Below are 21,107 nucleotides of genomic sequence, written 5' to 3'. Positions count from 1 at the left end.
CAAATTTTTCAAAAAGAATAATATGCAATTTTACATATCATGAAAGCTTTGTATTATATAGTTTTTGGAATTAGATTACTATATAATAATTATTAGATGAAATTCCAAAAATTTCTTATCTATCCACCATAACCCTCGCATCATATAAATTTTATTAGTTAAAGGAGCAATGAACATGAAAACACATGACTTCCTTACAGAAATCCAGAAGGGCTCTGAGCCTAGTCCATATCAAGATCCTACCGTATTCAGTTTCGTTTGCTTTTTCTTAGCCATATACACATTTTTCAAACCTGTAAAATAATATCATGTAATGAGAAAAAGCCTACTGCTCTTTTCGAATTATATGCACTAAAAAACCTTAGAATCACTTCTAAGGTTTTTGTTTGCCTCGCTTCTTATTCACGTAACCCTTTAATAAACGTTTCCAACAATACATGTAAACTTATATCTAAATCTAACGGCAAACCAAATCCGCCCTGTTGTTCAATCGAAGCAAATCCATGACAAATACTTCTGAATCCGCGTGTCGCATGAAATGCATTCTCTCCTTCTAAGCCATACTGTTGTAAAACCTGAAGACAAAGCTTTACAATTCCGTCACCTGCTTTTCTTACTTCTTCATCTCGTAAAAAAGTTGCTTCATATAGTCCAGGATGTTTTCGGACAAATGCTACATATGCTTCTCCTAATGCATGAATTGCTTCATCCATACGTTTATCCTCGGCTGCTTCTTCCAGTTTGTTATGCAGATGTTTTATTCCGTAAATACCAAGATGTTTCCGTACATCTTGTAACCCTTTTACATGATTATATAGTGAGGGCGAACGTATCCCTAATCTTTGCGCTAATGAAGCTAACGTTACTTCTTGTATTCCATTTGTATCTGCAATTTCTGCAGCTGTTTCTACAATTTTCTGTAATGTAAGTCCGATTCTCGGTGACATAAATTAACCCTCTTTCTTACTTTCTATATTCCGCTTCGCTTCCTTAATAGCAAGCTCTATGACAGCCCCTGGATCCTTTATCATTTTTCCGTGCCCTGCTGCAAGCAAGGAAGGCTCATATTCGCTTAGCTTCTGTGCACTTTGTAATGATATTTCTTTGCTCCACGTTGCCATCGCCGGAAACGGAAACCAAAATTTTATTTGTCCCGAAACGGCCATACCTCCTCTTGTTTGGAATGCATCCCCAACAATAAGAGCTTTATTTCTTACATCAAGAAACGACATGGAGCCCGGCGTATGTCCCGGTGTCATAATCGCAAGAAGCGATCCAACTCGGTCGCCATCTTCCAATAAAACATCAGGTACCGTTTTTAATTTTTTAGGTACACCGCCTTTTATCGGTATATTCGGTTCATCCTTTTGTAACGTCGTATCTCCTTCTAACAGCTTTGCGTCCCGCTTAGAAATATAGACTGGAACATGAGGAAGTACTTCCTTTAATGCGTCTAATGCACCAATGTGATCATCATGCGCATGTGTTAATACAATTTTAGTAATTGGTTTTCCTATTTTCTCAGCCGCCTGTAAAATACCTTTTGCGCTATATGGCAAAGCCGCATCAATTAAAGTTAAACCATCTTCTTCCTCTACAAAGTAACAATTTACAGGAAACGCTCTTGGCAAAAATGACAATTGATATAACGTTTTTTCATGTATCATCCTCATAGTCCCATCTCCCTTTTCACGAAAACTAATACCATTAGTTTTATTATACTAATGGTATTAGTTTTATGTCACTAAAAATTTCTTTTTTTCAAAAAAAAGAACAGTAGCCGTATAAACGACTACTGTTCTTTAAAGATATTAAACTGTGTAACGCTCATCTTCTAAAATTTTCGCAGCGATTTCACGTTTCTTCGGAATTACGTTAAGTGGTGTGTGGCGAGTTAATTTACGTAATGATGATAACATCATGCGCAGCATGTCGCCGTTTTCAACTGCGATAAGTGTTTCTTTCGCATCTGCTTCGATTTCGTTAAATGCTTCTTGGCAGAATACTTCAGTGTATAACACTTTTTGTTTATTCTTTTCAAGACCAGTTGTTTTGATTGCTTTTTCTGTACGAAGAACAGCTGATTCCATTGCGTATAGATTGCTTACGATGTCAGCGATATTCACAAGAATTTCTTGCTCTTTATCTAATGCTTTACCGTATTTTTGAGCCGCTAATCCAGCTACCATTAAGCCGATTTTCTTCGCATTAGTTACTAAATACTTTTGAAGTGCTAATGGCTCATCGCCTACTTCTTCTGGCATCATCATCATTAACTCTTCTTGTAATTTTTGTGCTTTTTGAAGAAGTGGTAATTCACCTTTCATCGCTTTACGTAAGAACGTACCTGGTACGATTAGGCGGTTAATTTCGTTCGTTCCTTCGAAAATACGGTTAATACGAGAATCACGGTACATTCTTTCAATCTCGTACTCTGCCATAAATCCGTAACCACCGTGAATTTGAACACCTTCATCTACTGTATAGTCTAATACTTCAGAACCGAATACTTTGTTTAAAGAGCACTCGATTGCATATTCAGCGATAGAAGCTGCTACTGCTTTACCATCTTTTACTTCTTCTTCAGATAATGTGCTCATGCGGCTTTCGAATAAACCTACTGTACGATATACAGAGCTTTCAGCTGCATATGTTTTTGCTGCCATATTCGCAAGTTTCTCTTGAATTAATGGGAAGCGAGCGATTGGTTGTTTGAACTGTTGACGTTGGTTTGCATATTGTGCTGAAATTTCTACTGCACGTTTCGCAGATCCAACTGTACCAACACCTAATTTATAACGACCGATATTTAAAATGTTGAATGCGATAATATGACCTTTACCGATTTCACCAAGTAAGTTTTCTTTCGGTACTAACGCATCTTCTAAAATTAACGTACGAGTTGAAGAACATTTAATACCCATTTTCTTTTCTTCTGGGCTTGTAGATACGCCAGCGTAGTCTTTCTCTACGATAAATGCTGAGAAGTGCTCTCCATCGATTTTTGCATATACAATAAATACGTCAGCGAATGCAGAGTTTGTAATCCACTGTTTTTCACCGTTTAATACGTAATGTGTACCTTCTGCATTTAAACGTGCAGTTGTTTTTGCACCTAATGCGTCAGATCCTGAACCTGGCTCTGTTAATGCGTATGCAGCTAATTTTTCACCAGTTGCAAGTAATGGTAAATACTTTTTCTTTTGCTCTTCGTTACCGAATAATACGATTGGTAAAGATCCGATACCTACGTGAGCACCGTGAGTAATTGCAAAGCCACCAGCGCGAGAGAATTTCTCTGCGATTAACGCTGAGCTTACTTTATCAAGACCAATTCCGCCGTACTCTTCTGGTACGTCAGCGCCTAATAAACCAAGTTCCCCAGCTTCTTTTAAAAGACGAACTGAACGATCAAACTCATGTTGCTCTAAATATTCAAGCTCTGGAAGAACTTCATTTACAATAAAGTCCTCTGTCGTTTTTGCAATCATTTTATGCTCAGATGAAAAATCTTCTGGCGTAAACACTTGATCAATCGTAATCTCATCTACTAAAAAGCTACCGCCTTTAACCGCATTTCCTACTGTTTTTTCCATGAAAATTTCCTCCTTCATATTTTCATGAGCCGCTTCTCTCTTTTTGAAAGAAGCTGGCTCTCCCTTTTTTTATAAACCTTTGTTGCTTCCATTCTTTGCTTTAGCGTCGTCTCGTTCTGAGCGAACCGCTTCCACTTTTTTTATAATCCAGTTCCAGTGGCTAAAACAGTCGGTCGTTTCACCCCTTCCTGTGAGGCAAAAAGCGCCTCTTCGTCAGGGCTTCCAACGCCCTCCTGTTCTAAACGAGCCACCTGCACTTTTTATCTAATCCAGTTCCAGCGGCTAGAATGTTCGGTGGCTTCGCTTCTTCCTGCGAGGCAAAGAACGCCTCTACGTCTGAAGCTCCATCCCCCTCTCATTCTGAGCGAGCCGCTTCCACTTTTTTTAAAGTAATTCAAATACTCCCGCTGCTCCCATTCCGCCGCCGATACACATTGTTACGATACCGAATTGTTCGTTGCGGCGTTTCATTTCGTGAATAAGAGATAGTGTTAGTTTTGCTCCTGTACAGCCAAGTGGATGTCCAAGTGCGATTGCACCACCGTTTACGTTTACTTTTTCTTCATCTAAACCAAGTTCACGAATAACTTGAATTGATTGAGAAGCGAATGCTTCATTTAGTTCAAATAAGCCAATATCAGATAGCTCTAAGCCAGCTAGTTTTAACGCTTTTGGAATTGCAGCGATTGGGCCGATTCCCATTACTTCTGGTGGTACGCCAGCTACTGCAAATGAACGGAATTTCGCAAGTGGCTTCATGCCATCGCTCACTGCTTTTTCGCGATCCATTAATAGTACAGATGCTGCACCGTCACTCATTTGTGAAGAGTTACCAGCTGTTACAGAACCGCGAACGTTAAATGCTGGACGTAATTTACCTAAAATGTCTAGCGTCGTCTCTGCTCTTACACCTTCATCTTGTGCGAAAATGATTGTTTCTTCTTGCAGTTTATTGTTTGAGCCAACCGAGCGTAACGTCACATCTACAGATACTGTTTCATCAGCAAAGTTTCCTGCCGCTAATGCTTTAGCAGCACGTTGATGACTTCTTACTGCAAATGCATCTTGCTCTTCACGAGAAATTCCATATTTCACAGCAACTTGCTCTGCTGTATGTCCCATACCCATATAATATTCCGGAGCCGCTTCTACAAGGCGACTATTCGGACGAACAACGTGTCCCATCATTGGAACTAAACTCATTGATTCCGCTCCGCCTGATAATACAGCTTCAGAGTGACCAAGCATAATGCGCTCTGCTCCGTAAGCGATACTTTGTAAACCAGAAGAACAGTAACGGTTAATTGTAATAGCTGGAACATCGTAAGAAAGTCCTGCTAGTCCGCCGATATTACGAGCCATATTTAAACCTTGTTCTGCTTCTGGCATCGCACAACCGAAAATTAAATCATCGATTGGTCCTTCATAATTTGCACGCTTTAACGTTTCCTTTACTACTAACGCCCCTAGATCGTCAGGACGAACTGTTTTTAATGAACCCCTCTTTGCTTTTCCAATTGGTGTTCTTGCTCCCGCAACAATGACAGCTTCTCTCATGAACGATATCTCCCCTCGTTATTAGTTACGTAATGGCTTTCCTTTTACAAGCATGTGCTGCATTCTTGCTTGTGATTTCATCTCACTTACTAAGCTAATAAATGCTTCACGTTCTACATCTAATAAATACTGCTCATCAACTTCTGTTCCGTACGGCACTTTTCCGCCCGCAATGACATATGCAAGTTTCTTCGCAATGTGAAGATCATGTTCAGAAATGTAACCTGATAAATGCATTGCTTCTGCACCAAGTACAAGAGTTGCATATCCTGTTTCACCAACAACTGGTATCTTTTTGCGAATCGGTGCTTTATAGCCAGCTTCATATAAAGCAAGTGCTTTCTGTTTCGCATCATATAGTAAGTGATCACCATTCACACTAATACCGTCTTTATCGCCTAAGAAGTTGTTCGATACAGCTTCTTGTGCTGATGTAGAAACTTTCGCCATCGCTACAGATTCGAACACTTTATTCGCAACTTTTTGCAGATCAAACTCTACACCGTTTGGCATTTTATTTAAGTGTTTAATGTATAGCTCTTTATTACCGCCTCCGCCAGGGATTAAGCCAACACCAACTTCTACTAAGCCCATATACGTTTCACTAGAAGCTTGAATGCTAGCTGCTGGTAAGCAAACTTCTGTACCTCCGCCAAGCGTCATACCGTATGGTGCTGCTACAACTGGCTTAGAAGAGTACTTAATTTTCGTCATTGCATCTTGGAAGTTTTTCACAACCAACTCAATTTCAAAGTAATTGTCGTCTTGTGCTTCCATTAAGATCATTGCTAGGTTCGCACCAACACAGAAGTTCTTCGATTGGTTACCAATAACAAGACCTTTATAATTCTTTTCTACTTCATCAACAGCGTAGTTAATCATTTGCGTAATATCCATACCGATTGCATTGCTCTTCGAATGGAACTCTAAGCAAAGGATGCCGTCGCCTAAATCAATTAAGCTCGCTCCGCTATTTTTCTTTAATACACCATTTTTCGCTTTTAATTGCTTAAGAGAAATTGCTTTTTTATTACGCTCAATTAGCTTATATTCGCCATTATCGTAATAGTAGCTATCACCGTTATCATGTTTATAGAAAGTAGTGAAACCTTTCTCTAACATTTCTTTCACCCAAGTAGGAACAACTACGCCGTTTTCTTCCATCTTTTGAACAGATTTTTCAACGCCGATTGCATCCCACACTTCAAATGGTCCTTGCTCCCATCCAAAGCCCCACTTCATCGCTTGATCAATTGCAACGATATCGTCAGCAATTTCTTTATGAAGTTTTGCAGAGTATAAAAGAGTTGGTGTAATGATGTTCCATAATAACTCTCCTGCACGGTCTTTCGCGTATACAAGCGCTTTCAATTTATTCGCTAATCCTTTTTCTTGTTTACTTAACTCTACGGATGCAGCTTTTAATTTTTTACGCGCTTCGTATTCCATCGTTTCAGGATTTAATTCTAAAATTTCTTTTCCTTGTTTTAAGAAGAAGCCTTGACCCGTTTTACTTCCAAGCCATTTTTTCTCAAGCATTTCATGCATGAAAGCTGGTACTTTAAATACATCACGCTCTTCTTCTTGCACATTTTCATATACGTTATTTGCAACGTGTACGAATGTATCTAAACCGACAACATCTAATGTGCGGAACGTTGCGCTCTTCGGACGACCAATAAGTGGGCCTGTTACAGAATCAACTTCCCCAATGCTATAGCCGCGTTTTATCATCTCTTGAAGAGTAACAAGTAAACCGTACGTACCGATGCGGTTTCCAATAAAGTTTGGTGTATCTTTTGCGATAACAACGCCTTTTCCAAGAACGTCTTCGCCAAATAGTTTCATGAAGCTTAATACTTGTGGATCTGTTTCTTTCGTCGGTATTACCTCTAGAAGTTTTAAATATCGTGGTGGGTTAAAAAAGTGTGTGCCTAAGAAGTGTTTCTGGAAGTCGTCTGAACGACCTTCTGCCATTTTTTCAACTGAAATACCTGACGTATTCGAGCTTACGATAGAACCCGGTTTACGAACCGCATCTACTTTTTCAAATAGTTTCTTTTTAATATCTAAGTTTTCAACTACTACTTCAATAATCCAATCTACATCAGCTAGACGCTCAAGGTCATCTTCTAAGTTACCTGCTTCAATCAGTGCTAAATTTCCTTTCACTGTCAGAGGAGCTGGTTTTTGCTTTAATAGTTTTTGCACAGCCGTATTACTAAAACGATTTCTCACACTTTTATGTTCTAATGTAAGTCCCTTCGCTTCTTCTTCTTTCGTAAGCGCAGGTGGTACAATATCAAGCAATAATGTCGGAATACCAATATTAGCTAAGTGTGCCGCAATTCCCGAACCCATTACGCCTGAACCTAGAACAGCAGCCTTTTTAATTTGGAACATCCAATTCTCCCCCTATTCTTGAATGAATGCTCATTCAATTTTTCGACATAAGTCGCAATCAATGAGTGAGCCTCTACTAATAAATATATGATACTGTTTAAATTTTCGCAATATATTTATTGATAAAATTTTCTGAAATAAATATTTTTCTTTTATTTGCCCATGCTATATATGTATTTTCTTCACTAAAATACACTTTCCCTTTTTATAATCTGACGAAACTGGAGGAATATATATGGCAAAACTTAAGAAGAACCCTTCGAAGGCTGGAATTAGTGCAGCTAGTGTAACTGGAAACGCAGGTCCGCATAACCACGGCGTGGAAAAAGGACGACAAGGTAATAACCAACAATATAAAAAGCATAATATGGGGGAAAAATAACGCTATATTTTTGGGCAGAGAACGTGGCATAATGATTAATGGCTGCTTTTTCTGCCCAATTTATTTGTAACAAATGAGGGAATTATAATGAAACGAACAATAGTTATGATTGTAATGATTGCCACACTATTTACAGGGATGATTTTCTTCTCTTATGCACAAAGGCAACAAGCTGTAAGAGCTGATCAACCTAATATTACTGGGCAATATGGAGTTACAATCGATGCAGACACAGGTGAAGTTTTGTATGGAAAACGCGAAGACGAACGCTCTTATCCGGCTAGTATAGCCAAAATGATGACAACCCTTCTTTTACTAGAGAATGTAAAAGAGGATGAAGAAATTACAGTTACAGAAAACGCAATTAAAACAGAAAGTCAAAGTAAGAAAATTAAACTTCGTGCTGGGGAAAAGTTAAAACGTGATGAGGCATTAAAACTGATGCTTATCATTAGTGCAGATCCAATAGCTGAATCCATCGCAGAACATATTGCAGGATCAAAAAATGAATTTGTAAAAATGATGAATGCTAGAGCGAAGGAACTCGGTACAAAGCATGCGACTTTCAAGAACGCAAGTGGTGCTGATGCACTTGGAAATAAAGTATCGCCATATGACATTGCTATTATTACGAAAGAAGCATTAAAGTATCCAGTTGTTTTAGAATATATGAATTCAACACGTACAACTCTACATACTTCAGAACGCTCTCCAAACATCGCAAACTACGGACGAGAAGAACTATATGACGATCCATATGCGATTGGAAGTAAAAGCGGTCTATCAGCACTTGGCAAATATACAGTCGTAACAGTGGATGAAAAAGACGGTAAACGCGTCATTAACGTCGTATTATCTTCTACTCGCGCGCAACTATATCCTGATACGAAGAAAATGGCACATTATGCATTTCAGCAATTAAAATAACCAAGGAGTATTTTCTCCTTGGTTATTTTTTAACCATACCTTTTAATACGAACGCAACGTTTGCCGGACGCTCTGCTAGACGACGCATGAAATATCCATACCAGTCGTTTCCATAAGGTACGTAAACACGCATTTTGTAGCCTTCTTTTACTAGCTCAAGTTGACGCTCATTACGAATACCATATAACATCTGGAATTCAAATTGATCCCTTGGAATGTTGTGTTCTTCAGCAAGTTTTTTTGTATATTCAATAATCGCTTCGTCATGTGAAGCAATTGCAGTATAATTTCCATTTAATAAGTGCATTTTAATAATCTTTTTATAATTGTCATCTACATCTTTCTTGTCCGGGAACGCCACTTCTTCAGGTTCTTTATAAGCTCCTTTTACAAGACGTAAATTAGGTTTATAAACATTTAAATCCTCAATATCTTTTTCTGTACGATATAGGTAAGCTTGAATAACAGTACCAATATTATCGTACTCAGATTTTAACTGTTTAAAGATATCAATTGTCTTTCCGCAGCGTGTATAATCTTCCATATCAATTGTAACGAACACACCATTTTCTTTTGCAGCTTCTAAAATACGGCGCATATTGTTCATTACGATTTCATCAGAGATATCTAATCCCATAGAAGTCATCTTTAAAGAAAGCTGTGAATCAAGACCTTCTCTTCCAATTGCACGGATCGCTTCAATCGATTGGTTAGCCATTTCATTTGCTTCCGCTTCATTATCAACGAATTCACCTAAATAATCGATTGTTACACAAAGACCTTGCTTATTTAATTGTTGAATGGCAGCTGTCGCTAATTCAATCGTCTCCCCTGCGACGAAGCGACCTGCACCAAAGCGTAAACCGTACTTTTTAGCCAGTTTTGTTAGCGCTTTATTTTTAGATAAGAAAAGAAACGAATTTCGCATTAATTGTTCCATGTAATTCACCCCTATGACTGTAATTTATCTGTTTTTTACCCCTCTTCAAAATTATATCATTGTTTAAAATTATTGGATACAAATAATTATTTAGATAATTTATAAAATACTATAAAAACATTTAAAAACCTATATTTCTGCTTATAAATATACCTGAAATATTTTTCGACATTTAGAAAAATGGAGTTTAATAGGCATAAAATAGGCATGTCGAAAATATTCGACATGCCTATAAAATCCTTTATATTCCATGTAAATTATATAAGGATATTAATACAGAAAACTTGCGATTATATTTACCTCAAGTTTTTTTATTGCTCATTTCGCTTCTCTTCATTCAGCCTTTTAATATCTGTAATTAACTGTACCATCTCTTCTTTCGCATCTGGATAAGTTTCATTCCAATGCTTTACTAAAGCTGGCATCGTCTTAGCTATGTAAGAATACAGTGCCCACTTCTGTACCTGTTCTTTTCTCTCTTCATTGCTCTCTCCAAGTAATAATTCCGTGTATTTCTCTAACAACCCGTCAAATTGTTCATTAAACTTTTCACTCATCTTATTTACCTCCTATATGAAAAAAGCAGCGAAGATCGCTGCTTTTTCTTATAATTTTGATCGAACAGAGTTTAATTTTTTCTCCATTGTGCTTACTTTATCACGACGATCATCAATACGAATAGTTGTTGCAACACGCTGTGCACCTTTCGTATATGGAACTTCATGCATTTGTTGAATTACTTCTAGAATGACAGGAAGATCTCCTTCAATAATTGTATTCATCGGTGTTAATTGATACTTCACGCGATTTGCATTTTTCTCTAGCACCTTTTGTACTTCTGCTACATATTCACTAACACTTGGATTACCTGTTCCTACTGGAATAATCGATACATCAACAATTGCCATAGTAGTCTTCCTCCTATAATCGTTTCTTATATATCCATTGTCTATTTTACCGAAATCCTCATCATTTTACTAATATGTTACTCTTCCACTTTAAACTGCTCGACTAATCTTTCTAAATCTCTCATATGTTCTGTCAAACTTTCCATCGTGTGAGCTACCTTTTCTAAATGATTCACCTGTGATTCCGTTGCAGCATGTACCTCTTCAGAAACAGCTGCACTTTCTTGACTCGTACCAGCAATTGTATGCATTACCGCTGTAATTTCCCCTTGCTCATAACCTATGTTATGTACCTCTTCTACAATTTTTTCAACTGAAGTACTAATCGTATTTACAACTGACATAATTGTACGGAACTCCATTTCCGCCTCTGTCGTCACTTTATTTTGCACATCTGCAATGTCTTTCAATTTACTTACAACTTCTACAACCCTTTTTACTTCTAATTGTACATCACCAATCATCATTGTGATTTCTCCGGTTGCCTCTTTTGATTGTTCCGCTAATTTCCGAACCTCTTCAGCAACAACCGCAAATCCCTTACCTTGCTCACCTGCACGGGCAGCTTCAATCGATGCATTTAAAGCAAGTAAATTTGTTTGATCCGAAATACCTTTTATAAGCTCAACAACATTTTGAATCGATCCAACTCTTTGTTCTAACTTATCCGATGCTTCTTCTGTATGAACAACAATCGAAGATGATTGTCCCCTCGTACGGATTAAATTCCTCATTGTATTTAATCCTTGCTTAGATGCCTCTTCCGCTTTGCCAGCCACTCCTTTTATTTCACCAACGGAGCTATTCATTTGTTCTACTGACTCCGCCATATTCTCGAGCTGAGCTGAAACTTCATCCACACTATTCGCAAGAGTAGAAGCTCCTCCGCTCACATCATCCATCGCTCCTGAAACTTCTCTACTAGCCGCTACTGTTTCGTTCGTTAAATAATGTAAACTATTCGTTGATTGTTGCACCGTTGATACGCTGTTTTTAATTTTACTTACCATTTCATTCATTTGTTCAACCATATCATTAAAGTGCTTAGTCAACTCTCCAACTTCATCTTTACTTGTCACTTTCATTCGTAGCGTTAAATCGCCTTCTGCTACTTTTTGCACGTGATTCTTTAATAGTTGCAGTGGTCTTGCTAATCTTCTTGAGAACAAGTAGGAAGCTACGATTCCAACTAATAAACTAATACATGCCATTATAATAACTGTATTTCTCGTACTATTTAATAGCCCATCGATCGTTTCTTTCGGATAAAAGATTCCTATCGTCCATTTCATCGTGTCAAATGATTGACTATAAACAACTACATCTTCACCTTTTATTGTAGTGACCGCATATTTTGTTACCTCTTTATTTAAGCTCTGTATAAGTGGCTCTTTAGAAACATCTTTCCCTATCTTTTCTGGATAAACAAGAGCCATATTTTTATCATTTATAATAAACATTTCTCCGTCATTATTGTATTGAATATTGTGAAGCAACTTCTGAATCGTACCAAGCGATACATCCATCGCAACAACGCCTAATACAGACCCATCTTGAGCTGTAATTGCTTTAGAAACACCTACACTTAACTTTCCTGTTGCAATTTCATAAGAAGGTTGTCCCCAATGGACCTTTTTTACATCAGCCTCTGAATCTTTATACCATGGTCTTGTCGTTGGGTCATATCCTTCTGGCACTTGCCCACCTTCAGCAAGATTGGCACTTAATGTTTTTTTATCTTTCGTACCAATATATAAATCTAAAATACCAGGATGATTCTTTTTATACTCCGCAAACTCTTTCGTTAAAAACACTTCCTCTTCTGGAGTAACCCCACCTTGAAGTATATTACGAATCATCTCACTGTTCGCGTAATACCCCATATCTTCATCCGTTCTTTGAACAAATGTCGTAAGTTGCTCTGTCACAAGATCCATCGCATTTTGAGAATACTCGTCTAAGGAACGCACTTCCTTTTCTTTCTGTAATTGATACACAGCTGTACCCAATATTACGAACATCATAGAAATAAGTACTGAAAACACTACCGCAATTTTTAAACGTAAACTTCTTAACATCTTCCCCCCAGCATCCCGATACGATAAACTTAACTAAATCTATACAATTCAATCAAATTTACACGAGTTAGTGCTTCATCGTGTTCTCGCAACCCCGAAGGGACGAGGGGTATAACACTCCACACGAGGCAGTATCGTTACCTCCTATTATCAAGCATTTATTTTACCCACCTTGATAAATTTGTCGCAGCATTTACATCCCTATCGTGATAGCTATTGCATGAAACACAACACCACTCACGTATTTTTAAACTCCACTGTCCTTCTGGTTGAACTGAATGGTCGTATTTAACTCCGCAACATGAACAAATCTTGCTTGAAGCGAACCATTTATCAGCTTTTACATACACAATGCCATGTTTCTCGCACTTGTATGATAAACATTGAAAGAAGAAGTTTAATTTTTGAAAGGAAAATGCTTTCGATAGTTTTTTGTTTTTTAACAGGTTTGAGATAGATAAGTCCTCCACAACAATCCTCATTGGTTTGGTTTTCACCAATTTAGCTGTTGCTTGATGGATATGGTTATTTCGAATATTCGTAATTTTCCTAGATAACCGCAGGTGCTCCGCTTTCGCTTTTTCATATCCGACAGATTGAATTTTTACACCTTTTTTAAATCTCCTAGACATATCTCTTTGTGCTGACCTTTTCCTTTTCAAAAGTTTTTTAACCTTAGCATCTTTGTTTATATTTCGTTCTTTCATACCATTAGAAGCTACAAAAAGCTCTTTTAATCCAACATCCACACCAATCGACTCGTTCGTTAGTTCTTGTAATTCAAAGTCTTCTTGGAATCCTACACTAATCCACCAGTGACGACCATCAAAGGTAACTCTTGGATTGGATGGTTTTTTGTTTCTTGGTAGTTGTTGGCTTGTTTTCACTTCTCCAATGGACTGAATATGAACCAATTTCTTTCCTATAACCAGTCTTTCATAATTGGCATAAAATCCTTGGATTAAATCTTTTTTGGATTTATAAGAAGTGTGAGAACCATTTTTGTACTTTTTGAACGAATTTTTTCTCGCCGTATCAAAATCTTTTGAAGCCTGTTTAGGAACTTGTGCATTAATGTCTTGTAACCACTCATATCTTTTTCGCTTCTTGATCTTTGTAAATCGTTTCTGTAAAGCTAACTGTGAAACAGATTTTCCAAATAGCTTATAATATCTATCACTCATTCTTTTACAATAGTTATAAGCGAATCTTGCAGCACCAGCATGGTTTCTAAGCACTTTTTCTTGTTCAGGCGTTGGAATCAGTCTAACTTTCTTCGCCAATATCATCAGAATGTAACTCCTTTAATGAAAGATTTGTTCTTCTGAATCGTAGCGTGTTCCACCAGTATTCTCGTAAGACTACTCGGATGCAAACCTGTTAATTCTGATACTTGACTAACTCGTGAAAATTTCATTATTATTCTCACCTCATTGAACCTAACATAGCACGTACGTTCGGAATTTTCAATAAAGTTTGATAGATTCAATTAAATGTATCTTGTTCAACTAAGGGCGCAATTCCTTAGCCAGTTCTCTTATGAACTTCTCATGTTTTCACATGAGCGCAGACTATATGTTTATCTACTTAAAGATAGAGGATTTTTCCACCACCATAGGCTTGTGATGTACTCTCGTCAGTTATACGAGATAGTCGTTGAACGTTCATCTTATCCATTTTGACTTAGATGATTCGAGGCGGAAGACCCATTGTTCTAGTGTTTAGGATTTAACCTTGCACCATCTGATTGATTTTTTCTGCTTTCGCAACATTCACGCTCACCATTTCTGGCCACGTTGTAGTTCAATCAGCTTTAGGGATTGCCCGCAGTTAACCCTCACTACTAGCCAATCACTTGACTAGCAGGGCTTACTGATATATTTAATTAACTTTGGTTATAATTGGTTAAATAAATCGTAACAGTTAATTACCCTTCTCGTTGTAATGTAATTATATTAATCACTATATTAAGTATAATAGATAAAATTAAAAAATTGAAATTAATTCTCACCTTAATACAATTAGAAAAAGGACTACCACTTGTGCAAAAACAAATAGTTCATTATCCTTAAAATATAATCTCATTCGTTCGGAGGGAACTATGTTACAAAAATTCGGTTTCTCACAATATGAAAGCCAGGCTTATGAAGTTGTCGTATCAAGCAATGAACCATTAGATGCTACAACAATTGTGAAGCATTCAGGTGTTCCAAAAGCAAAAATATATGAAGTGCTAGCACGCCTAATCGATAAAGGAATGGTAATGGATTCTGTTTCAGAAAAGAAAAAATTGTATACAGCATTACCACTAAAGCTAGCAATTGAAAAATTAACGACAGAATTCCAATCAAATATTAAAGAACTGGAAACAAATATATCAAAAAAATCATTTACAGATGACCGTGTGTGGAGCTTAAAGATGCAATCTTCTATTCGAGTTCAAAGTAAAGAACTCATTGAAAGTGCACAAGAATCAATCCGTATTTCAGCTTGGAATGATACTCTTTTAGAATATCTGCCTTTACTAGAACAAAAAGCAAAACAAGGTGTTCAAATTGAATCCCTTATTGTTGGAGAAGTAGAAACAGACTTAGAAAACATGCATTTTCTAATCCCAGCTGAAGAACCTAATGCATTAGAGCGCTACTTGCTACTTATCGTTGACGATCGTGAAATTTTATTTGCTGGCGTAGAACAAGAGTCATGGCAAGCGATGAAAACAATGTCACAACCTTTCGTAAAGTTCTTTACAGAATTTTTCTATCACGACGTTGCACTTGCAAAGATCACCCAGAAGCACCACAATCTCTTTATGGAAGATGAGGAAATTAAGAGTTTGTTGATGAAATTGAGGTACTAATTAAATAATAAAAAGGAGTCTAATTTTTCACTTAGACTCCTTTTCGTTTTGTTCCTTTATCTCTATCAACAGCTCAATGATTTTTTCATTTTGCTCTACTTGCTTCTCTGAATTTTGATAGATGAAACGAACCCATCTAAGTGCAAGAATAATAAGAAACAACGGAAGCATTGAAATTAGAAGACCAATAATTGAAAAATTCGTATACATATACCTCACCTCGCTATATACACCTTCTCCATCTTTCTACTAAAACCTGCAATTTTTTACAAATTAAAAAAGAACCTATCAAACGATAGATTCTTCTTTCACGAACTGAGTAGAGCGTCCTCTCGTAATTGAGAAAATCGCGCAAAGCAGTGCTAATATAATAAAGCCACCGCCTACCCAAGCATTATATATAACAGATGATTTCTCAATAACAACTCCGCCTACTGTTGAACCGAGTGCAATTCCTAAATGAAGCGCAGAGTTATTTAAACCTTGCTGAATACCAGCTGATTCCGGTGCAATTTCAATTAAATAATTTTGCTGTGCTGGTGAAATCGCCCAGCTCAGCATACTCCAAAGTCCCATCATAATGATGAAGAGCGGGAATGAGAATGTCATTAATGGCAGTATGAAGATTGCACACGCAAATACGATAATGATAGAAATAATACTTTTCTTCGATCCCCATTTATCAGCAAGCCAGCCACCGAATCCGCCACCAATTACTGCTGCGATTCCGAAAATAAAGTAAAACACACTAATCCAGTTTGCTTCCACATGCATGACATCTTTTAAAAACGGTGTTAAATATGCATACAATGTTAAATGCCCCGTTAAAAACAAAAATGATGTTAACTGTGCACTTACAATTTTTTTATCTTTTAAAGTAGCAAGTTGTTCTTTTATTGATAATACCGATGTCGGTGGTACTTTCGTTAAGAACAATGAAATACAAGCTATTGCCATAACTGTTAATACAGAAATTAATACAAATGGTGCACGCCATCCGTATGCATTTCCGAGCACAAGACCGAGCGGTACTCCAAGTACGAGTGATCCGCTAATTCCCATGAAAATGATTCCAATTGCACGCGCACGAAAATGCGGTTCTACAACACTAGAAGCAAGTGTTACCGATAGTGCAATAATTAATGAACCACTCGCCGCACAAATAACCCTTGAGAACATTAGCATTCCGTAATTCACACTAAATGCCGAAATAATATTTCCGATTAAGAAAATCGATAATGCTCCAACATACAATGTTTTTCTTTCAAACTTCCCTGTCACAGCTAATAAAACTGGACCTGACAAAGCAAATACTACCGAAAATATTGTTATAAGCTGACCAGCTGCGCTAATAGATACTCCTAAATCATTGGCAACTAAATCGAGCGTTCCTCCTATAATTAACTCAACCGTTCCGACTACGAAAGCCGCGATAGCTAAAATATAAACACGAAAATTCAAGTCTTTCCCCACGCTTTCTATTTTGGTTACTACGACTATAGTAACCAAAATAGAAAGTGGACGCAAGTACAATTTTTTATAATAAAAAACTTCCCTCTTATGATATATCTCCAACATTTAAATAAAGATCCTTATCTGAAAAATTATCACTACTTCTATCCAATTTGTAATCAAACTAAGAAATATTAATAAAAAACAACATTCATTATTAAATTTATATATATAAATTTAATTTATAATAAACTTGATTAAATTTCCTATTATTTACAAACAAATTGTACCAAATAAGATTTTTCTTTACTAGACTTGTATTAAAATTACAGAAAAATTATTATTTTCTTGTAGAGTAAATACTATACTTTACAAACACACAATAGTTTGGAATATCAAAAAACTTAGGGGGAAAAGAAATGAAAAAATTAACTGCACTAACTTTGACAGCAAGTATTTTAGCTTCAGCTGGGCTTGTGCCTACATCATCTTTCGCAGCAAGTAACGAACTTCCGTATTTAAATGAGATTAAGAAATTGCAGCCAGACGTAAGTACAGAAGAGTTAATTTCAGATATTATTGAAGTTGCAAAAAATACGGGCAATACAAAAGAAGCTTTAGCAGAACAAATTTATAAAGAATTAAAAGCAAATCATGAACAAGGAGAACGAGAAGCTACTCAACGAAATAATAAAGATACTACTAATGTTCAATATGGTGCTAGCGGCGGAAATGTAAAAGTAGGAAATTCTAATATGGGCGACTTTTATTATACTGGATCTACAACTGCTTATATGAATCACGGACATGTCGGTATGTACTATAGTAAAGACTTGATTGTTGAATCTGTACCAGACAAAGGTGTGCGCACAATTGCTACTAATAAACGCTTAGTTGATAAAGGTGATGCAGTTGTCAAATCTGTAAATACTTCTTGGCAAAATAAAAATGACGCAGCTTGGTGGGCGAAAGATCGTGTAGGAAAGGATGACTATTCTTATAATTTCGCAAACAATAGAAATACTAGCCATTATGGCGCGAAGAATTGTTCTAAATTGATATGGTCTGCTTATAAATTACATGGTGGTTTAGATTTAGATAAAGATGGTGGAGCAGGTGTATATCCTCGAGATGTTAGAGATGCGCAAAAAACATCGTTAATTCGTAATATATAATTTTAAAACAAAAAGTGAAACAATTTATTTGTTTCACTTTTTGTTTATTTGAGGAGCAGAAGTGAAAATGAAAAATCACCGGAAAATAATTCTATTTTTTACAATTATTATAACGATTGCAGTATTAGCTTACTATTTATGTATAAAAGATAAGAATGCAAACTTAATATCAGATAAAGAAATACAAAATAAAAATTTTTTAGATGATAAAAAGGCTGTGCTTTACTTCTCATCCACTGCCGATCAAGATTTAGATGGTAAAGGCATTAGTTATGCCATATTTATAAATAAACAAGGCGTTGCTAGCGGATATAAAATGGGTGGTCTAGAGCTCGGCGGTATTGGTGTATCTGACGATAAAAAACAAGTTCTATTAGAGAGTAAAAATACTATAACATTTCTAGGAGAAAATCCTACTACTCATAAAATAAAATACCAACATACCGGTGATTTTAATGGATATTTAGCAAACCAAAAGATATTTGTTACTATTTACAATTCAGGAATGGACAAAGAGAACGGGAACTATAATTCAAATGTTTTATTCGGAAATGAAAAAGTTATTCATAAAAGTAATATCCCTCATTTCATTATTAGCTCTGGATTAGATGGGGAAAATATTTTAGTAGCCACTCAAGAATTAGTTACTAATAAATACGAATTGAAAAAATTAACGTTTAATGATGCAACAATGAATATAGAGAATATTACAGCGCTTAATATAAATGGAAAAGAGGACCATGCTAATCTTTCACCTATTTTAGTAGATTCAGAGAATTACTACATGGTTATGAGTACAATTGATAAGGATGATCCGCTAAAAGGGGAAACATTCTTGTTACGTACTAATAAAGCCACTTTAGAACAAAATACAATATTTATGTATAAAGAAGAAAACTCAACTGCAACCAGCCCATTTTCATTAGATAATTCCGCATATATATATAACAACGAATTATATTTTTTAAACGGTCTTGGTGATATATATACATATAACCCTAAAAATAATACGATGAGCCATAAATTCACCATAGATTACCATGTTAAAGATGGTGTTAGATATAATGAACAAACTTATTTCGAAAACGACTCATTATATGTTCTACGTTATGATGCAAAGCGCAATAATAAATACTATATAGAAAGATACAACTTAACAAACGGAAGAAAAGTATCCGAACAAGAAATACAAGGTATAGAATCTATACTCGCCACTGTGAAAGGCGGAAAGAAAGTTTATGCTTATGACTTTAAAATGTTACTACCCAAAACAGATAATTAACTATACTTAATTACCTGTTTCTAGGTTATAGAATAGGGTAATGTAATTCCCCATAATTCTAATTTTATACTTTCAAATTTTTTCATATAAAAAACAGGCGTATGATACGCCTGTTTTCTAATTATTAAACAGCAGTTTTATTCTTCTTATTTAAATACCAATATACCGGCAGTCCCGTAAAGACAATTCCAATTGATAAGAAACAACTTAGTGGATCGTTAATAATCGCACTACCGATTACAAAGAGTGAGCCCAAAATCGCAACGATTGGGACGATTGGGAATAACGGTACACTGTATGCACGCTCTTTATTTTTATTACGTTTTCTTAAAATGAAGACACCGATAAACGTCATTACGTAGAAAATATAAATAATGAATACGGAAATCTCAGATAGCTTATTTGGATCACTAATAATCATTAAAATAATTCCTAAAATGATTTCAACAGTAATCGCATTTGCTGGTGTTTTAAATCTTGGACTTTCCTTTGCAATAAACTTAGCAAATGGAAGTTGTCCACGTTCTGCCATCGACATCGGGATACGTGGGAATGTTAAAATCTTTCCATTTAAACAACCGAAAATAGAAACGATAATACCGATACTAATAATTTTCCCGCCATATTCTCCAAGTAGCATTCCTGCAGCTGTCGCTGTTGCATTTTCTCCAAGTTCTACAATTTGCGTTGCTGGTAATACATTCAATAACGCCAAATTAATTAATACGTAAGCAGCTGTTACAATTAAAATCCCAACTGTCATTGCTTTCGGTAATAGCTTTGTTGGATTCTTCATTTCTCCACCAATTGACGCAAGTAGAATCCAGCCGTCATAAGCAAATAATGTTGCTAAGATCGCCATCCCGATACTTTGATTTTCTGATATCGGCACAACTACGTTAAAGATATCGCTATTCCCTTTCCAAAAACCTAACACAACAATTAATACGATTGGAATCATCTTCCCGATTGTCGTGATCGTTTGGACGATACCTCCGTATTTTGTTCCCATACTATTTACAACGCCAAGGAACACAACTGTTCCAATTGCGATTGGTAAATTCCATACTTTATCTAAATAGAAAAAATTAATCATTAAAGAACTAAAGTATAACCCTAACGTTCCAATAATAGCTGGCCCATACACAATTGTTTGCATCCAGCCTGATAAATACCCCCAAAAACTTCCATAAATCTCCTCTAAATACGTATACAACCCACCATTTTTCGGGATTTGCGCTCCAATTTCGGCTACTGTTAAACCACTTGCTAACGTTAACAGACCACCAATTATCCAAGCAAGAATCGCCATATTAGAACTCCCCGAGTAATCTAATACGCTGCCTGGTTTCATAAACACACCAGACCCAATAATCGTTCCTACTACGATAGAAAGTGCTACCGTTAAACCAATTTTGTTCTTCTCATCATGATGCATGCTGCGTATCCTGGTTTAAAATTCTTATAAAAATCTATAAATTGTTGGCGAACCAAGTCAAATGCCAACTACCGAAAAGGAATCTCACCTTTTTCCTGTCCGTAAGGGT

Annotated in this window: 19 protein-coding genes; 5 read left to right on the top strand and 14 right to left on the bottom strand. The window is 36.3% G+C overall.

The annotated features are described in order from the left end of the window. Window positions 1-398: 398 nt before the first annotated feature. The 5 genes from M1D66_RS02345 to M1D66_RS02325 form a co-directional block, all read right to left on the bottom strand. Window positions 399-947: a TetR/AcrR family transcriptional regulator gene (locus M1D66_RS02345; protein ID WP_242554969.1), complete on the bottom strand. Its 549-nt coding sequence runs from the start codon at window positions 945-947 to the stop codon at window positions 399-401. Between the two features lie 3 nt (window positions 948-950). Beyond that, entirely contained in the window at window positions 951-1,673 is a 723-nt protein-coding gene (locus tag M1D66_RS02340; RefSeq protein ID WP_001242322.1) for an MBL fold metallo-hydrolase, read from the bottom strand. Window positions 1,674-1,811: 138 nt separating this feature from the next. Continuing rightward, complete coding sequence (locus M1D66_RS02335) at window positions 1,812-3,596, bottom strand: acyl-CoA dehydrogenase family protein (RefSeq protein WP_000416282.1); 1,785 nt, start codon at window positions 3,594-3,596, stop codon at window positions 1,812-1,814. 384 nt (window positions 3,597-3,980) lie between these two features. Further along, entirely contained in the window at window positions 3,981-5,153 is a 1,173-nt protein-coding gene (locus M1D66_RS02330; protein WP_001206331.1) for an acetyl-CoA C-acetyltransferase, read from the bottom strand. Between the two features lie 21 nt (window positions 5,154-5,174). Continuing rightward, complete coding sequence (locus M1D66_RS02325) at window positions 5,175-7,556, bottom strand: 3-hydroxyacyl-CoA dehydrogenase/enoyl-CoA hydratase family protein (protein ID WP_242554968.1); 2,382 nt, start codon at window positions 7,554-7,556, stop codon at window positions 5,175-5,177. Window positions 7,557-7,791: 235 nt separating this feature from the next. Between M1D66_RS02325 and M1D66_RS02320 the strand changes: the two genes are divergently transcribed. After that, window positions 7,792-7,938 (top strand): YuzL family protein, encoded by a 147-nt coding sequence (locus tag M1D66_RS02320; protein WP_001096344.1) that lies wholly within the window; start codon window positions 7,792-7,794, stop codon window positions 7,936-7,938. Between the two features lie 87 nt (window positions 7,939-8,025). After that, a complete protein-coding gene (locus M1D66_RS02315) occupies window positions 8,026-8,865 on the top strand; it encodes a D-alanyl-D-alanine carboxypeptidase family protein (RefSeq protein WP_000831462.1) in 840 nt (279 codons plus the stop codon). A gap of 22 nt (window positions 8,866-8,887) precedes the next feature. Here M1D66_RS02315 and M1D66_RS02310 read toward each other — a convergent pair whose 3' ends face one another. The 6 genes from M1D66_RS02310 to M1D66_RS02285 form a co-directional block, all read right to left on the bottom strand. Further along, a complete protein-coding gene (locus tag M1D66_RS02310) occupies window positions 8,888-9,805 on the bottom strand; it encodes a proline dehydrogenase family protein (protein ID WP_242554967.1) in 918 nt (305 codons plus the stop codon). A 311-nt stretch (window positions 9,806-10,116) separates the two neighbouring features. After that, a complete protein-coding gene (locus M1D66_RS02305; protein WP_001290594.1) occupies window positions 10,117-10,362 on the bottom strand; it encodes a YusU family protein in 246 nt (81 codons plus the stop codon). A 48-nt stretch (window positions 10,363-10,410) separates the two neighbouring features. Then, window positions 10,411-10,713 carry an MTH1187 family thiamine-binding protein gene (locus M1D66_RS02300; protein WP_023523354.1) on the bottom strand — a complete coding sequence of 101 codons (303 nt, stop codon included), beginning with the start codon at window positions 10,711-10,713 and terminating at the stop codon, window positions 10,411-10,413. Between the two features lie 77 nt (window positions 10,714-10,790). Further along, entirely contained in the window at window positions 10,791-12,791 is a 2,001-nt protein-coding gene (locus tag M1D66_RS02295) for a methyl-accepting chemotaxis protein (RefSeq protein ID WP_242554966.1), read from the bottom strand. A 158-nt stretch (window positions 12,792-12,949) separates the two neighbouring features. Further along, window positions 12,950-14,080, bottom strand: coding sequence for an RNA-guided endonuclease InsQ/TnpB family protein (locus M1D66_RS02290; protein ID WP_242554965.1), 1,131 nt, complete (start codon window positions 14,078-14,080; stop codon window positions 12,950-12,952). Next, a complete protein-coding gene (locus M1D66_RS02285; protein ID WP_281976284.1) occupies window positions 14,080-14,208 on the bottom strand; it encodes a hypothetical protein in 129 nt (42 codons plus the stop codon). Before M1D66_RS02285 ends, M1D66_RS02290 begins: the two co-directional genes overlap by 1 nt. Window positions 14,209-14,892: 684 nt before the next feature. Here M1D66_RS02285 and M1D66_RS02280 point away from each other — a divergent pair. Continuing rightward, complete coding sequence (locus M1D66_RS02280; protein ID WP_242554964.1) at window positions 14,893-15,651, top strand: TrmB family transcriptional regulator; 759 nt, start codon at window positions 14,893-14,895, stop codon at window positions 15,649-15,651. Window positions 15,652-15,678: 27 nt separating this feature from the next. Here M1D66_RS02280 and M1D66_RS02275 read toward each other — a convergent pair whose 3' ends face one another. Both M1D66_RS02275 and M1D66_RS02270 read right to left on the bottom strand, forming a co-directional pair. Continuing rightward, window positions 15,679-15,861, bottom strand: a complete 183-nt coding sequence (locus tag M1D66_RS02275; RefSeq protein WP_006918814.1) for a hypothetical protein — start codon at window positions 15,859-15,861, stop codon at window positions 15,679-15,681. A gap of 78 nt (window positions 15,862-15,939) precedes the next feature. After that, the gene (locus M1D66_RS02270; protein WP_002026529.1) at window positions 15,940-17,124 is read right to left on the bottom strand and encodes an MFS transporter; all 1,185 of its coding nucleotides are present in this window, start codon (window positions 17,122-17,124) and stop codon (window positions 15,940-15,942) included. A gap of 398 nt (window positions 17,125-17,522) precedes the next feature. On the opposite strand from M1D66_RS02270, the gene M1D66_RS02265 reads away from it, so the two are divergent. After that, entirely contained in the window at window positions 17,523-18,278 is a 756-nt protein-coding gene (locus tag M1D66_RS02265) for a YiiX/YebB-like N1pC/P60 family cysteine hydrolase (protein WP_000736809.1), read from the top strand. Window positions 18,279-18,345: 67 nt separating this feature from the next. Further along, window positions 18,346-19,560: a hypothetical protein gene (locus M1D66_RS02260; RefSeq protein WP_000788577.1), complete on the top strand. Its 1,215-nt coding sequence runs from the start codon at window positions 18,346-18,348 to the stop codon at window positions 19,558-19,560. A gap of 124 nt (window positions 19,561-19,684) precedes the next feature. On the opposite strand, the gene M1D66_RS02255 is transcribed toward M1D66_RS02260, so the two are convergent. Beyond that, a complete protein-coding gene (locus M1D66_RS02255) occupies window positions 19,685-20,998 on the bottom strand; it encodes an APC family permease (RefSeq protein WP_000546301.1) in 1,314 nt (437 codons plus the stop codon). Between the last annotated feature and the right edge of the window lie 109 nt (window positions 20,999-21,107).

The organism is Bacillus sp. PK6-16, assembly GCF_056530295.1.
Note: the sequence above shows the minus strand (reverse complement) of the source record. Positions and strands in the feature narration are given on the sequence as shown.

Bases quoted from the DNA above. Each gene is read 5' to 3' on its own strand.
- M1D66_RS02325 (WP_242554968.1), bottom strand. From the start codon at position 7,556: ATGTTCCAAATTAAAAAGGCTGCTGTTCTAGGTTCAGGCGTAATGGGT.
- M1D66_RS02300 (WP_023523354.1), bottom strand. From the start codon at position 10,713: ATGGCAATTGTTGATGTATCGATTATTCCAGTAGGAACAGGTAATCCA.
- M1D66_RS02295 (WP_242554966.1), bottom strand. From the start codon at position 12,791: ATGTTAAGAAGTTTACGTTTAAAAATTGCGGTAGTGTTTTCAGTACTT.
- M1D66_RS02305 (WP_001290594.1), bottom strand. From the start codon at position 10,362: ATGAGTGAAAAGTTTAATGAACAATTTGACGGGTTGTTAGAGAAATAC.
- M1D66_RS02320 (WP_001096344.1), top strand. From the start codon at position 7,792: ATGGCAAAACTTAAGAAGAACCCTTCGAAGGCTGGAATTAGTGCAGCT.
- M1D66_RS02340 (WP_001242322.1), bottom strand. From the start codon at position 1,673: ATGAGGATGATACATGAAAAAACGTTATATCAATTGTCATTTTTGCCA.
- M1D66_RS02330 (WP_001206331.1), bottom strand. From the start codon at position 5,153: ATGAGAGAAGCTGTCATTGTTGCGGGAGCAAGAACACCAATTGGAAAA.
- M1D66_RS02290 (WP_242554965.1), bottom strand. From the start codon at position 14,080: ATGATATTGGCGAAGAAAGTTAGACTGATTCCAACGCCTGAACAAGAA.
- M1D66_RS02335 (WP_000416282.1), bottom strand. From the start codon at position 3,596: ATGGAAAAAACAGTAGGAAATGCGGTTAAAGGCGGTAGCTTTTTAGTA.
- M1D66_RS02280 (WP_242554964.1), top strand. From the start codon at position 14,893: ATGTTACAAAAATTCGGTTTCTCACAATATGAAAGCCAGGCTTATGAA.
- M1D66_RS02345 (WP_242554969.1), bottom strand. From the start codon at position 947: ATGTCACCGAGAATCGGACTTACATTACAGAAAATTGTAGAAACAGCT.
- M1D66_RS02260 (WP_000788577.1), top strand. From the start codon at position 18,346: ATGAAAAATCACCGGAAAATAATTCTATTTTTTACAATTATTATAACG.
- M1D66_RS02255 (WP_000546301.1), bottom strand. From the start codon at position 20,998: ATGCATCATGATGAGAAGAACAAAATTGGTTTAACGGTAGCACTTTCT.
- M1D66_RS02315 (WP_000831462.1), top strand. From the start codon at position 8,026: ATGAAACGAACAATAGTTATGATTGTAATGATTGCCACACTATTTACA.
- M1D66_RS02285 (WP_281976284.1), bottom strand. From the start codon at position 14,208: ATGAAATTTTCACGAGTTAGTCAAGTATCAGAATTAACAGGTTTGCAT.
- M1D66_RS02265 (WP_000736809.1), top strand. From the start codon at position 17,523: ATGAAAAAATTAACTGCACTAACTTTGACAGCAAGTATTTTAGCTTCA.
- M1D66_RS02310 (WP_242554967.1), bottom strand. From the start codon at position 9,805: ATGGAACAATTAATGCGAAATTCGTTTCTTTTCTTATCTAAAAATAAA.
- M1D66_RS02275 (WP_006918814.1), bottom strand. From the start codon at position 15,861: ATGTATACGAATTTTTCAATTATTGGTCTTCTAATTTCAATGCTTCCG.